This is a genomic window from Enterobacter sp. DSM 30060 (assembly GCF_013375955.1).
Taxonomy (GTDB): Bacteria; Pseudomonadota; Gammaproteobacteria; order Enterobacterales; family Enterobacteriaceae; genus Enterobacter; species Enterobacter intestinihominis.
The window spans coordinates 2516964-2529925 of the sequence record NZ_CP056118.1 but is presented as its reverse complement, the minus strand read 5'-3'; the positions used below and the strand labels follow the sequence as shown (position 1 = coordinate 2529925).

Sequence of the window (12962 nt, the reverse complement as noted above, 5' to 3'; positions counted from 1 at the left end):
ATTTATAGAGACAAGTCCTGCAGCCGTTCCGATAATGTTGCGGAATCAGACTGCTCAGCGTCGATATCTTCCTTGACCTGTTGATACCAGGTCGTTTCGTCCCACAGTTCAAACTTGTTGAACTGCCCGACCAGCATCACTTCTTTAGTCAGACCGGCATGTTGCCGCAACACAGGCGCAATCAATAATCGCCCGGCGCTATCCATCTGACATTCACTGGCATGTCCCAATAACAACCGCTGTACGCGGCGTTCCTGCGGGTTCATGCTCGACAGTCGCGACAGCTTTTGCTCAATGATTTCCCATTCAGGCAAAGGATAAAGCAGCAGGCAGGGGGAGTTGATGTCAATGGTGCAAACCAGTTGACCCGAAGCGTTCTCAATCAGCTGGTCACGGTATCGGGTTGGTACCGATAAACGCCCTTTGCTGTCGAGATTGACTAACGTTGCTCCACGGAACATGCCAGCCTCACCCCTCCTCACCACTTTAACCCACAAATTCCCACCTGAAGGAGTTTACGGAGCGAGGGAAAAGCTTGTCAAGCCAGGACTCTCTCTGTACGGACCCGAAAGCATCCTATTTACAGAGCAAGAGTGACCTGGCTAATAACTAAACAACTGGCGAGGCAAAATTAACGTTATGAATATTTGTAAGAAAAAAACCGAATATGCACACGAGCGTTAAGACTCACTCAATATCATCGCAGGGAAATATAAAGTGTCAGTTTGCGACGCGGGCAGCATTTTAAGGCATATCGCCGGGGGATAACAGCACCAGTTTAATCCCGAGGCAATATGGATTCGTTCGTGTGCATTGAGGCTGGAGGGAGAGTGAAAAATGGCTGAATATTCATCGGCTGGCGCCTGTTTGTAACAAAACAATACAAAGAAATGTCAGTCAAAAATTTATAATTGTGCTTTTTAACATCAAAATGGATTCAGAAAAATAGCAGGCTATGAATCTTAGAGATAAATCCTAATTTTTATCCGGGAATTATTTATCGCAATAAATTCGCCGCAAAAGGGGCAGTTATACCGCCCCTGTGGAAATATTAATGGCGGCTCAAAATTCCGCGCCGATAGAGATTACGTTTGATACGCGTAAGTCCGGGTTTAGGCTTGCGGGGTTCATCCAGGCTTGCCAGAACAATCTCCAGCACGCGCTCGGCGACGTCGCGGTGACGCTGAGCCACGGCCAGCACTGGACATTGCAGGAAGTCGAGCAGTTCGTTATCACCGAAGGTAGCAATCGCCAGATCGGATGGCAGCTTGCCATCGCGACGTAACGTCACGTCCATCACTCCCTGCAACAGAGCAAACGAGGTGGTAAACAACGCCTGCGGCATCGGGTGCGTTTCCAGCCATTTCTCGAACAGCTGGGCAGCCGCTTCGCGCTCATAACTGTTGGCATAGAGATAATGAACGTCACGCGGATCGTCTTTCCATGCCGTACGGAACCCTTGTTCACGCAGGAAGCTTACCGAAAGTTCAGGCAAAGCGCCAAGATACAGCACCGTTTCAGCCGGGAAGGTACGCAGCTCGGCAGCCAGCATTTCTGCATCGTCCTGATCGGCACCCACGACGCTGGTGAAATGTTCACGATCGAGCGCACGATCCAGCGCCACTATCGGGAACGGATCGTTCGCCCAGCGCTGATAGAACGGATGCTCGGGTGGTAAAGAGGTCGACACGATGATGGCATCAACCTGACGTTGCAGCAGATGCTCAATGCAGCGCATCTCGTTGTCGGGCTGATCCTCGGAGCAGGCAATCAACAGCTGATAGCCCCGCTGACGAGCCTGACGTTCCAGATAGTTGGCGATGCGGGTATAGCTGGTGTTTTCCAGGTCCGGGATCACCAGGCCAATAGAGCGGGTGCGCCCGGCACGTAAACCTGCGGCGACAGCATTCGGATGGTAATTATGCTCACGAACGACTGCCATCACTTTCTCAACGGTCTTATCGCTGACACGATACTGCTTTGCTTTACCGTTAATCACATAGCTGGCCGTGGTTCTCGACACGCCGGCGAGCCGGGCGATTTCATCCAGTTTCACAATTGCCCCTCAAAAAAAGAAAAGAGTCCATGGCCCTGTCAAGGTTATGGTTAAATATTTTAACATCTAAACGCAGAATAGCCTTCACGGCAACCGCTTTTGTCTGCGTTGTCGGCGGATTACGCAAAAAAAAGCCCGGCTTTGGCTACCGGGCTGAAAGAGGCGAACCTATTGCGCTACTCACGCATGATTTTATCGCCGCGCGAGAGGCCAACAACGCCAGAGCGCGCAACTTCAACAATTTTTGCCACATCCCTGACAGAGGCCAGGAAAGCGTCCAGCTTATCGCTCGTTCCGGCAAGCTGGACAGTATATATAGAAGGCGTGACGTCAATAATCTGCCCACGGAAAATATCCGTGTTGCGCTTGACCTCATCACGGCCGTAACCGCTGGCCTGAATTTTCACCAGCATCACTTCACGTTCGACGTAAGCACCCTGCCCCAACTCGCTGACGCGCAGTACGTCCACCAGCTTGTGCAATTGCTTTTCGATCTGCTCAAGCACTTTCGCATCGCCGACAGTCTGGATCGTCATGCGCGAGAGCGTAGGGTCATCGGTCGGTGCCACGGTCAGGCTTTCAATGTTATAGCCGCGCTGGGCAAAAAGCCCAATAACCCGCGACAGTGCGCCCGACTCATTTTCCAGTAATACAGATAATATCCGGCGCATATCAGGTTCTCTCCGTTTTGCTTAACCACATTTCATCCATACCACCGCCACGAATATGCATCGGATAAACGTGCTCTGTGCCATCGACGATAACGTCCATGAAGACGAGGCGATTGTTTTTAACGTGGTCAAGCGCTTCGCCGAGCTTCGCTTCCAGCTCTGACGGATCGGTTACCCGCATGCCAATATGACCATAGGCTTCAGCCAGACGGACAAAGTCCGGAAGTGATTTCATATAGGACTGGGAGTGACGGCCCGAATAAATCATATCCTGCCACTGTTTTACCATGCCGAGGTAACCGTTATTCAGGTTCAGCACCAGCACTGGCAGTTCATATTGCAGCGCAGTGGAAAGTTCCTGAATATTCATCTGTATACTGCCGTCACCCGTTACGCAAATAACCGTTTCGTTTGGCAACGCCAGCTTTACCCCCAGCGCGGCGGGCAAACCAAAGCCCATCGTGCCGAGCCCGCCTGAGTTGATCCAGCGACGCGGTTTATCAAACGGGTAATACAGCGCAGCAAACATCTGATGCTGGCCCACGTCAGAAGTGACATACGCATCGCCATTAGTCAGACGCCAGATCGTCTCGATCACCGCCTGCGGTTTGATGTTCTCACTTTGCGTGTCGTATTTAAGGCACTGACGGCCACGCCATTGCTCGATTTGTTGCCACCAGTCGCGGATCTCGTCCAGCGGTTGAGAGGCGGTCTCCTGCGCCAGCAGATCCAACATTTGATCCAGCACCTGTCGTGCGTCTCCCACGATCGGCACATCCGCCGGCACCGTTTTAGAGATAGAAGTAGGATCGATATCAATGTGCAGCACCGTCGCATTCGGGCAGTATTTCGCCAGGTTGTTCGTGGTGCGATCGTCAAAACGCACGCCGACGGCAAAAATCACGTCAGAATTGTGCATCGTCATATTGGCTTCGTAGGTGCCGTGCATACCCAGCATGCCCAGCGCCTGCCGATGCGTGGCAGGGAACGCCCCCAGCCCCATCAGTGATGACGCGACAGGAAGATTAAGCTTCTCGATCAGTTCGCGTAGTTGCGTTTCGCAGGCTGCATTGACGGCGCCTCCCCCCACATAGACCACCGGTTTTTTCGCAGCCAGCAGCGTTTGCAGCGCACGTTTAATCTGTCCTTTGTGCCCTTGCGTGGTCGGATTATACGAACGCATGCTCACCGACTCAGGCCAAAGGTAAGGCAGTTTATTCCCCGGATTGAGAATATCTTTTGGCAGATCGACAACCACTGGCCCAGGACGACCGCTGGCGGCCAGCCAGAAGGCTTTTTTCAGTACGCCCGGGATATCTTCAGTTTGTTTAACCAGAAAGCTGTGCTTCACCACGGGGCGTGAGATCCCCACCATGTCGCACTCCTGAAACGCATCATAGCCAATCAGCGACGTCGCCACCTGTCCGGAAAGAATGACCAGTGGAATAGAGTCCATATACGCAGTCGCTATGCCGGTAATGGCATTGGTCGCCCCCGGCCCGGAAGTGACCAGCACAACACCCACTTCGCCCGTGGCGCGGGCCAGGCCGTCAGCCATATGTACAGCAGCCTGTTCATGACGAACCAGAACATGATCAATACCGCCTACCGTGTGCAGCGCGTCATAAATATCGAGAACCGCGCCTCCGGGATAGCCGAACACTTGTTTCACGCCCTGATCGATAAGCGATCGGACGACCATTTCCGCGCCAGACAACATCTCCATGCTTTGCCTCCAGGCTTTTGTTATAGACGGTCTACAGAATTCATTTCCGCGCCGTCTTCTGACAGGGTAAACCCATCTTATAATGTGCAGAGTGATGGATACCTTAACCGCTCGTTATGAGGCAGGCAATTAGCAAACGGGATGCGGGAATGGGCAATAAAAGCAGAAAAAACAGCTGACAGACACGAATATGGTGAATTCGTCTGGTATGAGTGGAGACAATAATAATTCATCTCTTAAAAAGAGGATGGATCAGGAAATCATCTATTTTTGAGCATGCATAAGTAACTGAAAAAACGAACACAGAACATAATATCGCCAGTTTTAAAAACCGCAGAATAAACCGCATGACGCCATGCGGTTTATTCACCAGAACCTAGCGACGGCAAATATTGATCAGCAGCTCTTCCATCCACTGATGCCCTTTATCCCGACCCGCAGCCTCATGCCAGGAAAGATAACAGGTACGGCTATTAAGCTTGAGCGGCAGAGGTAAAATTTGCAGATTAAGTGAATCGGAGAACTCTTCAGCAAGCCAGCGCGGCGCAATAGCGACTAACTGCGTCTGAGAAACGACATTTAATACACTGACCATGGCCATTCCCTGATAAGCCACGCTGGCTTGTTTATCGGCGGTGTCATACCACGGCTGACTAAATGAGGCATATCTGTCAAGAGCAACAACGGCGTGTTGCTCACTGTAAACATCGCTTTCACGCAGCGGCGAATTCATACGGGGATGTTTTTTACTGGCGACTAACACCATTTCGTCTTTGAACAACGGAACACAGGCAAACTCTGGACGGCGGAACTCTTCGTATCCCAGAACAAACTCTGTTTCCTGATAACGAAGCTGGTGTTCAGTGTTTTGATTTAATGATGATTTAAAAACGAGATGAATATTTGGGGCGATCTGTTCAACTTTATTATATATAACAGACGTCAAATAATTATCTAACGGACTGCAAACACAGAGATGGAAAACCCGCTCACTGCTTAAGGGTTCAAAGCCCGAACCGGGAAGTTCATTTTGAACCAGCTGTAGCGCCTGACGAATCGAACCGAATAGCTGGAATGCACGCGCTGTAGGCTGAATTCCCCTCCCATAACGAACGAATAACTCGTCGTTAAACATCACCTTAAGTCTGGCTACGGCATTACTCACGGCAGGCTGAGACATTCCCAGAGATTGCGCTGCTCGCGTAATATTCTGCTCCTGCATCACTGCATCGAATACAGTTAACAAGTTAAGATCCACTGTGCGTAACTGAGGCTTAACCCCATCATAAGTCTGTGGTTGGTTAATATTATTTTCTGGCATTTCTGACTCCACCGTCACGCTAAATTCCCTTTGCCCAGGTACAGTAATAACTTCGAAAAATATGATTTACCATGCATATACAACAAGCGAAAGGAAATTATTTAAAATTCGGAATATATAAAGAGCCCCATTCACCGAGCGGCTTTACGCACCCCATAAATGAAGAGTTAAAAATCGTTCAAAAGATATCTCAAACTTTATTGTGAGCATGAAACCATAAACCAGACAAATACACAATCAACGCTCTCATTAATAATGACTTAAGCGTTATTAAACTATTAATAGTATACAACGCATATTCATTAACAAATTGATATCAATTTTGATAACTTCCTTACCCGTAAATCATTCATGAAGTTTATAAATCAATGATATGAAACACATTCCATTTCTTAGCATGTTGATGAAAATAGTATGTTCAATTGCTACCAATTATATTCAAATTATTCCAGAGATGAATCCCCAGTCCAATAATAGACAATAAAATCGGTTAGCCATGCAAAAACCAGCACAATTAGCTAATGTATTCTCCCTGCGTTGGGTCCCCGTTTTGTCGGGGAGGGGTTGACATGAGTCGGCGTATCCAGTACCACTAAAAGCCTATCGCATTCACCTGGAGCAGGATTCATGATTCGCACCCTTCGTTTCACCGGTCTACTACTACTAAACGCATCCACTGTGCGCGGTAGACTGGCGGGCGAAATTCAGCGTTGAATCGTCTTCAGTAAAACTAAAAACCCGCGCCACTGCGCGGGTTTTTTTATGCTCGTAGCAAGGCGCCCTAAGACTGACAAGGACCTAACCCATGAGCCAGCAAGTCGTTATTTTCGATACTACTTTACGTGACGGTGAACAGGCATTACAGGCGAGCCTGAGTGTTAAAGAAAAACTGCAAATTGCGCTGGCCCTGGAACGCATGGGTGTAGACGTAATGGAGGTCGGTTTTCCTGTCTCCTCGCCGGGTGATTTTGAGTCAGTGCAGACCATCGCCCGCACCATCAAAAACAGCCGCGTGTGCGCTCTGGCTCGCTGCGTTGAGAAAGATATCGATGTGGCCGCGGAATCCCTGAAAGTTGCAGAAGCTTTCCGTATCCATACTTTTATTGCCACCTCCCCCATGCACATTGCAACCAAGTTGCGCAGCACGCTGGATGAAGTGATCGAACGTGCGGTGTATATGGTTAAACGGGCGCGTAACTACACTGACGACGTGGAATTTTCCTGTGAAGATGCAGGCCGCACGCCGATTGACGATTTGGCCCGTGTTGTGGAAGCCGCTATTAATGCCGGAGCCAGAACCATCAACATCCCGGATACCGTCGGCTACACCATGCCGTTTGAGTTTGCCAACATCATTACCGGTCTGTATGACCGCGTACCAAATATTGATAAAGCCATTATCTCTGTACACACCCACGATGACCTGGGTCTGGCCGTTGGCAATGCTATCGCGGCGGTGCACGCCGGCGCGCGTCAGGTAGAAGGCGCGATGAACGGCATCGGCGAACGCGCAGGCAACTGTTCGCTGGAAGAAGTGATCATGGCGATCAAAGTGCGCAAAGACATCATGGACGTGCACACACGCATCAATCACAACGAAATCTGGCGCACCAGCCAGACCGTCAGCCAGATTTGCAACATGCCGATCCCGGCCAACAAAGCGATTGTCGGTACGGGCGCGTTCGCTCACTCTTCCGGTATTCACCAGGATGGCGTGCTGAAGAACCGTGAAAACTACGAAATCATGACTCCGGAATCCATCGGTCTGAACCAGGTTCAGTTGAACCTGACCTCACGCTCTGGTCGCGCGGCAGTGAAGCACCGTATGGAAGAGATGGGCTACAAGGACAGCGATTACAACATGGATCAGCTGTACGACGCCTTCCTGAAGCTGGCGGACAAGAAGGGCCAGGTGTTCGATTACGATCTGGAAGCGCTGGCATTCATCAACAAACAGCAGGAAGAGCCAGAGCACTTCCGTCTGGACTACTTCAACGTCCAGTCCGGCTCAAGCGACATCGCCACCGCCTCCGTGAAGCTGGCCTGCGGGGATGAAATTAAAGCGGAAGCCGCCAACGGCAACGGCCCTGTGGATGCCATTTACCAGGCGATTAACCGCGTCACTGAGTACGACGTAGAGCTGGTGAAATACGACCTGACGGCTAAAGGGCACGGTAAAGACGCCCTGGGTCAGGTGGATATCGTCGTCAATTATAACGGTCGCCGCTTCCACGGTGTGGGTCTGGCGACAGATATCGTCGAATCCTCCGCGAAAGCGATGGTGCATGTCCTGAACAACATCTGGCGCGCCGCCGAAGTCGAAAAAGAGTTGCAACGCAAAGCTCAGAATAAAGAGAACAACAAGGAAACCGTGTGATGTCGAAGAATTACCATATTGCTGTGTTGCCGGGTGACGGTATTGGCCCGGAAGTGATGGCACAGGCGCTGAAAGTACTGGAAGCCGTTCGTTCGCGTTTTGCGATGAAAATTACCACCAGCCACTACGATGTGGGCGGTATTGCGATTGATAACCACGGTACGCCATTGCCGAAAGCCACTGTGGAAGGCTGTGAAAATGCCGATGCCGTGCTGTTTGGCTCCGTGGGCGGCCCTAAGTGGGAACATTTGCCGCCAGCAGAGCAGCCGGAGCGCGGTGCGCTGCTGCCGCTGCGTAAACATTTCAAACTGTTCAGCAACCTGCGTCCGGCGAAGCTGTACCCGGGGCTGGAAGAGTTCTGCCCGCTGCGCGCGGATATCGCGGCCAACGGTTTCGACATTCTCTGCGTGCGTGAGCTGACCGGCGGCATCTACTTCGGTCAGCCAAAAGGTCGCGAAGGCAGCGGTCAGCATGAGAAAGCGTTTGATACCGAGGTCTATCACCGTTTTGAAATTGAACGTATCGCCCATATCGCGTTTGAGTCAGCGCGCAAACGCCGCCGTAAAGTGACCTCTATTGATAAAGCGAACGTGCTCCAGTCTTCCATTTTGTGGCGCGAAATCGTCAGTGAAGTCGCTAAGCAGTACCCGGACGTTGCGCTGTCGCATATGTATATCGACAACGCAACGATGCAGCTGATCAAAGATCCGTCTCAGTTTGACGTGTTGCTGTGCTCCAACCTGTTCGGCGATATTCTCTCGGATGAATGCGCCATGATCACTGGCTCCATGGGAATGCTGCCCTCCGCCAGCCTGAACGAAGAAGGCTTTGGCCTGTACGAACCGGCGGGGGGCTCCGCGCCGGATATCGCAGGCAAAAACATCGCCAACCCGATTGCGCAGATCCTCTCTCTGGCTCTGCTGCTGCGCTACAGCCTGGATGCAGGCGATGCAGCAACCGCAATTGAAAACGCCATTAACCGGGCGTTAGAAGAAGGCGTCCGTACCGGTGATTTAGCACGCGGCACGGCGGCAGTCAGTACCGATGAAATGGGCGACATCATTGCCCGCTATGTCGCTGAAGGGGTGTAATCATGGCTAAGACGTTATATGAGAAGTTGTTTGATGCGCACGTTGTTTACGAGACGCCAGACGAAACCCCACTGTTGTACATCGACCGTCATCTGGTACACGAAGTGACGTCTCCTCAGGCATTTGACGGCCTGCGTGCGCACAAGCGCCCGGTGCGTCAGCCGGGTAAAACCTTTGCCACGATGGATCACAACGTTTCCACCCAGACCAAAGACATTAATGCATCTGGCGAGATGGCACGTATCCAGATGCAGGAGCTGATTAAGAACTGTAACGAGTTTGGCGTGGAGCTGTACGATCTGAACCACCCCTATCAGGGCATCGTCCACGTAATGGGACCTGAACAGGGTATTACTCTGCCGGGCATGACCATTGTCTGCGGCGACTCCCACACCGCGACGCACGGCGCATTTGGCGCCCTGGCGTTCGGGATTGGCACCTCTGAAGTGGAACACGTTCTGGCGACGCAGACCCTGAAGCAGGGCCGCGCCAAAACCATGAAGATTGAAGTGAAGGGGAAAGCCGCGCCGGGTATCACCGCGAAAGATATCGTGCTGGCGATTATCGGCAAAACCGGCAGTGCAGGTGGTACCGGTCACGTCGTTGAGTTCTGCGGCGACGCTATCCAGGCGCTGAGCATGGAAGGTCGTATGACCCTGTGCAACATGGCCATTGAGATGGGTGCCAAAGCAGGCCTGGTGGCCCCAGACGACACCACCTTCAACTATGTGAAGGGGCGTCTTCATGCGCCGAAAGGACAGGATTTTGACGACGCGGTAGCGTACTGGAAAACCCTGAAAACGGACGAGGGGGCAATTTTTGATACCGTTGTGACGTTGCAGGCGGAAGAGATCGCCCCGCAAGTCACCTGGGGCACCAACCCGGGCCAGGTCATTTCCGTCAACGACAGCATTCCTGACCCGGCTTCCTTCGCCGATCCGGTCGAGCGCGCGAGTGCGGAAAAGGCGCTGGCCTATATGGGGCTGAAACCCGGCGTACCGCTGACCGACGTGAGCATTGATAAAGTGTTCATCGGCTCCTGCACTAACTCCCGTATCGAAGATTTACGCGCTGCGGCAGAAATTGCAAAAGGCCGCAAAGTGGCACCGGGCGTGCAGGCGCTGGTTGTGCCGGGCTCCGGTCCGGTGAAAGCCCAGGCGGAAGCGGAAGGTCTGGATAAGATCTTTATCGAAGCAGGCTTCGAGTGGCGCCTGCCCGGCTGCTCCATGTGTCTGGCGATGAACAACGACCGCCTGAATCCGGGCGAGCGCTGTGCCTCCACCAGCAACCGTAACTTTGAAGGCCGTCAGGGCCGCGGTGGGCGCACCCACCTGGTCAGCCCGGCAATGGCCGCCGCTGCGGCAGTCACCGGTCATTTCGCCGATATTCGCAGCCTGAAATAAGGAGACAATCATGGCAGAGAAATTTACCCAACATACGGGCCGTGTTGTCCCGCTGGACGCCGCTAACGTCGATACTGACGCGATCATTCCTAAACAGTTTTTGCAGAAAGTGACGCGCACGGGTTTTGGGGCGCATCTGTTCAACGACTGGCGCTTCCTCGACGATAAAGGCGAAGTGCCGAACCCGGAATTCGTCCTGAACTTTCAGGAATACAAAGGCGCCTCCATTTTGCTGGCGCGGGAAAACTTTGGCTGCGGATCCTCGCGTGAACACGCGCCATGGGCGCTGACCGATTACGGTTTTAAAGTGGTTATCGCCCCAAGCTTCGCGGATATCTTCTACGGCAACAGCTTCAACAACCAGCTGCTGCCGGTGACGCTGAGTGACGAACAGGTCGATGAACTGTTTGCACTGGTGCAGGCAAATCCGGGGATGTCGTTTGAAGTAGATCTGGAAGCAGAAGTGGTGAAAGCCGGTGACAAGACCTACAGCTTTAGCATTGATGCGTTCCGTCGCCACTGCATGCTGAACGGTCTGGATAGCATTGGCCTGACGCTGCAGCACGAAGAGGCTATCTCCACCTACGAGAAAAAACAGCCTGCGTTTATGGGCTAAAGGCAATGGCCCGCAGGGCGCGGGCCATTGATAAGGGTGCGTTGAGGCGTAACCACTCTGGAGAGGCGGGGAAAAACCCCGCCAATACCGCTAACGTTTTGCTTCGTAAGCCAACACTGCCGCCAGCTCTGTTTTCTCCTGTCTGAAGTGCAGCTCACACAGCGAGTCGCGCACCATCCAGGTGAAGATCAACAACGTCGTACAGATCAGAAACAAACCTAACAGCAGAGTACGTTTTGGCATTCCAGCCTCCTTATTGCTTTTCGGCAATGAAGAGACTAACCTCGCAATGTTGGTTGTGAAGTTGGTCTCCCCATCAGTTTTTTGATGTGGGACTCTCCACTGTTTGCCTCTTGCGAAAGCCTGAGGCAAACAGCCTCAAGCACCCGTCACGCACTCTATGCGCCTTCTCTGCTCCTGTCAGAAAATCGTTTCATTTCGTGAAGCCGCCTTCCAGAATCAAACGTCTTTAACCCGGCACGTTAACACAAGCGTGATGACCGAAATCGCTGCGATCACCCAGTACACGGATGCATGTCCATAGCTTTGCGACAGCGCCCCCTGAATCACCCCTGCCAGAATCACGCCGGTAGAGATACTGTTAGTAAACAGCGTGGTCGCGGAGCCTGCTCGCCCCGGCATTAAATCCTGGAACCAGAGCATGCCGATCCCGGCAACGATTCCGATAAATACCGCGTTAAATAGCTGTAACGCCAGCAAAGCTTCCCGCGAATGGAAAAGGATTAACCCCGCGTAGAACACCACCCCAGCCGCCACGGCGACGACCATCATCCGACGCTTTCCGAAACGTTTTACGTAGTAACCCGCCAGAATCATCGCCGGGATCTCCAGCCCGGCAGCGGTGCCCATCAGGATCCCCGCGAGCTTGTCGGGCAGTCCCAGATCGCTGCTGATCCACAGCGGCATATCGATAATGTACATGGTGTTGCAGGTCCACATCAGCGTGGAGGCGATAAACAACATGCGGACGTTTTTATCCTGCCAGCCGCTTACCTGGGTGATGGGCTTGTCCGTCACCTGCTCTACGCGCGCCACCGATGGCAGCACAAAGGCTATCAGCGCCAGGCTGATGGCAAAAATTCCCGCGGCGATGGTGAACATGACGGTGAAACCGTAGTTCAGCGCCAGCATGAACGCCAGCGGGGGGCCGATGACCCATGCGAGAGAGAGCTGCGCACGCATCACCGAGCTGAACATCACCACTTCCCGCGCCGAGTTGTCGGCGTACTCCCGGGCCAGAGCGAAGAGCTGCGGCATGGCGGTGTTCGCCAGAGAGGCCAACAGCACGCCACAGGTGATAAGCGTCAGGTAGTGACGATTAAAGGCAAACAGCAACGCGTTGCCCACGGCCATGGCGCAACAAAAGAGGATCAGCTTGCGGCGATCGCCCTGGCTGTCGGATCGTTTCGCCAGCCACAGGCTGACGAGGATCCCGGCAATGGCGTTGACGGTGTAGAACAGGCCTACCCAAAATGGCTGCGCCCCAACCTCACGGCTGAGAAACAGGCTCAGCGTCGGCGCCTGTAGCGCACCGGCCACGCCCATCATGAAGGCCACCAGCATAAAAGCGGCGTACACGCCGTTCAGGCGTCGCCCCATCGTCATCAACCAGAGCATGCGCAAGTCCTTGTGAAAGCGAATCGAAATTGGGTGAAATAGTAAACGAAAAAAGCCAGCAAA

12 protein-coding genes are annotated in these 12962 nt (G+C 52.8%); 5 read left to right on the top strand and 7 right to left on the bottom strand.

From position 1 onward, the window contains the following. Positions 1-2: 2 nt before the first annotated feature. The 5 genes from mraZ to leuO form a co-directional block, all read right to left on the bottom strand. On the bottom strand, positions 3-461 hold the full coding sequence (mraZ, locus tag HWQ15_RS12045; protein WP_014830641.1) for a division/cell wall cluster transcriptional repressor MraZ: 459 nt from the start codon (positions 459-461) through the stop codon (positions 3-5). A 590-nt stretch (positions 462-1051) separates the two neighbouring features. Next, complete coding sequence (cra, locus tag HWQ15_RS12040) at positions 1052-2056, bottom strand: catabolite repressor/activator (protein ID WP_003856369.1); 1005 nt, start codon at positions 2054-2056, stop codon at positions 1052-1054. Positions 2057-2232: 176 nt separating this feature from the next. Next, positions 2233-2727 (bottom strand): acetolactate synthase small subunit, encoded by a 495-nt coding sequence (ilvN, locus tag HWQ15_RS12035; RefSeq protein ID WP_023305437.1) that lies wholly within the window; start codon positions 2725-2727, stop codon positions 2233-2235. A gap of 1 nt (position 2728) precedes the next feature. After that, positions 2729-4453: an acetolactate synthase 3 large subunit gene (gene ilvI / locus HWQ15_RS12030; protein ID WP_176587390.1), complete on the bottom strand. Its 1725-nt coding sequence runs from the start codon at positions 4451-4453 to the stop codon at positions 2729-2731. A 376-nt stretch (positions 4454-4829) separates the two neighbouring features. Beyond that, entirely contained in the window at positions 4830-5774 is a 945-nt protein-coding gene (leuO, locus tag HWQ15_RS12025) for a transcriptional regulator LeuO (RefSeq protein WP_022647036.1), read from the bottom strand. Positions 5775-6401: 627 nt separating this feature from the next. Between leuO and leuL the strand changes: the two genes are divergently transcribed. The 5 genes from leuL (at position 6402) to leuD (ending at position 11261) form a co-directional block, all read left to right on the top strand. Next, positions 6402-6488, top strand: a complete 87-nt coding sequence (leuL, locus tag HWQ15_RS23460; RefSeq protein ID WP_057979999.1) for a leu operon leader peptide — start codon at positions 6402-6404, stop codon at positions 6486-6488. A gap of 91 nt (positions 6489-6579) precedes the next feature. After that, entirely contained in the window at positions 6580-8151 is a 1572-nt protein-coding gene (gene leuA / locus HWQ15_RS12015; RefSeq protein ID WP_022647035.1) for a 2-isopropylmalate synthase, read from the top strand. After that, complete coding sequence (gene leuB, locus HWQ15_RS12010; protein ID WP_022647034.1) at positions 8151-9242, top strand: 3-isopropylmalate dehydrogenase; 1092 nt, start codon at positions 8151-8153, stop codon at positions 9240-9242. Before leuA ends, leuB begins: the two co-directional genes overlap by 1 nt. A gap of 2 nt (positions 9243-9244) precedes the next feature. After that, positions 9245-10645 (top strand): 3-isopropylmalate dehydratase large subunit, encoded by a 1401-nt coding sequence (gene leuC / locus HWQ15_RS12005; protein ID WP_022647033.1) that lies wholly within the window; start codon positions 9245-9247, stop codon positions 10643-10645. Positions 10646-10655: 10 nt separating this feature from the next. Beyond that, the gene (gene leuD, locus HWQ15_RS12000) at positions 10656-11261 is read left to right on the top strand and encodes a 3-isopropylmalate dehydratase small subunit (RefSeq protein WP_023299315.1); all 606 of its coding nucleotides are present in this window, start codon (positions 10656-10658) and stop codon (positions 11259-11261) included. 90 nt (positions 11262-11351) lie between these two features. Here the strand turns inward: leuD and HWQ15_RS11995 are convergent, their stop codons facing one another. Together HWQ15_RS11995 and HWQ15_RS11990 are read right to left on the bottom strand one after the other, a co-directional pair. Next, positions 11352-11504, bottom strand: a complete 153-nt coding sequence (locus HWQ15_RS11995) for a Hok/Gef family protein (RefSeq protein ID WP_010427008.1) — start codon at positions 11502-11504, stop codon at positions 11352-11354. Between the two features lie 216 nt (positions 11505-11720). Then, positions 11721-12899, bottom strand: a complete 1179-nt coding sequence (locus HWQ15_RS11990) for a sugar efflux transporter (RefSeq protein ID WP_022647031.1) — start codon at positions 12897-12899, stop codon at positions 11721-11723. Positions 12900-12962 lie beyond the last annotated feature (63 nt).

Coding starts and splice junctions, on each gene's coding strand:
- mraZ (WP_014830641.1), bottom strand. CDS start 461: ATGTTCCGTGGAGCAACGTTAGTCAATCTCGACAGCAAAGGGCGTTTA.
- HWQ15_RS11995 (WP_010427008.1), bottom strand. CDS start 11,504: ATGCCAAAACGTACTCTGCTGTTAGGTTTGTTTCTGATCTGTACGACG.
- leuC (WP_022647033.1), top strand. CDS start 9,245: ATGGCTAAGACGTTATATGAGAAGTTGTTTGATGCGCACGTTGTTTAC.
- leuL (WP_057979999.1), top strand. CDS start 6,402: ATGATTCGCACCCTTCGTTTCACCGGTCTACTACTACTAAACGCATCC.
- leuA (WP_022647035.1), top strand. CDS start 6,580: ATGAGCCAGCAAGTCGTTATTTTCGATACTACTTTACGTGACGGTGAA.
- ilvI (WP_176587390.1), bottom strand. CDS start 4,453: ATGGAGATGTTGTCTGGCGCGGAAATGGTCGTCCGATCGCTTATCGAT.
- ilvN (WP_023305437.1), bottom strand. CDS start 2,727: ATGCGCCGGATATTATCTGTATTACTGGAAAATGAGTCGGGCGCACTG.
- leuO (WP_022647036.1), bottom strand. CDS start 5,774: ATGCCAGAAAATAATATTAACCAACCACAGACTTATGATGGGGTTAAG.
- leuD (WP_023299315.1), top strand. CDS start 10,656: ATGGCAGAGAAATTTACCCAACATACGGGCCGTGTTGTCCCGCTGGAC.
- leuB (WP_022647034.1), top strand. CDS start 8,151: ATGTCGAAGAATTACCATATTGCTGTGTTGCCGGGTGACGGTATTGGC.
- HWQ15_RS11990 (WP_022647031.1), bottom strand. CDS start 12,899: ATGCTCTGGTTGATGACGATGGGGCGACGCCTGAACGGCGTGTACGCC.